Raw genomic sequence first — 741 nt, forward strand, 5'->3', positions numbered from 1 at the left:
CCATCATAATAGCCAGACGAGAAATCATCCACCGATAGCTCATTGAATAGCGATCACCCTCGGGCAACTGCATGACCATGCCCAAAGCTCTTCCCCTTGGCACGATTGTTGCTTTGTGGACAGGATCGGCGACAGGCACATTGAGAGCTACGATAGCATGTCCTGCTTCGTGATATGCGGTGAGTTCTTTTTCTTCTTGTGTCATAGCGGTTGAACGACGTTCAGCCCCCATCATCACTTTGTCTTTCGCATCTTCGAACTCTTGCATAGTCACAACTCTTTTATTGCGGCTAGCAGCCATGAGAGCAGCTTCATTAACAAGATTCATCAGGTCAGCACCGGAAAATCCTGGCGTTCCTCTTGCCAAAATTTTCAAATCAACATTTGGGGCTAAAGGTACGTTGCGCACATGCACTTTCAAAATTTGTTCACGGCCGGAAATATCCGGGTTTGGCACGACGACTTGCCGATCAAAGCGGCCTGGTCTTAACAAGGCAGGGTCGAGCACATCGGGACGGTTTGTTGCAGCAATGAGAATGATACTTTCATTGGGCTCAAACCCATCCATTTCGACAAGCAACTGATTTAACGTCTGCTCACGTTCATCGTTGCCCCCACCCAATCCGGCACCCCGATGGCGTCCGACAGCATCGATTTCATCGATAAAAATAATACAGGGTGCATTTTTTTTAGCTTGTTCAAACATATCCCGCACACGGCTTGCACCCACACCGACGAACA

Annotated in this window: 1 protein-coding gene; it reads right to left on the minus strand. The window is 48.6% G+C overall.

The window, feature by feature from the left end:
- The coding region (locus tag ACFIK8_RS11290) for an ATP-dependent metallopeptidase FtsH/Yme1/Tma family protein (RefSeq protein WP_375669480.1) at positions 1 to 741 on the minus strand (741 nt) is incomplete at both ends.

The sequence above is a fragment of the Bartonella sp. MR168JLCBS genome, assembly GCF_042194175.1.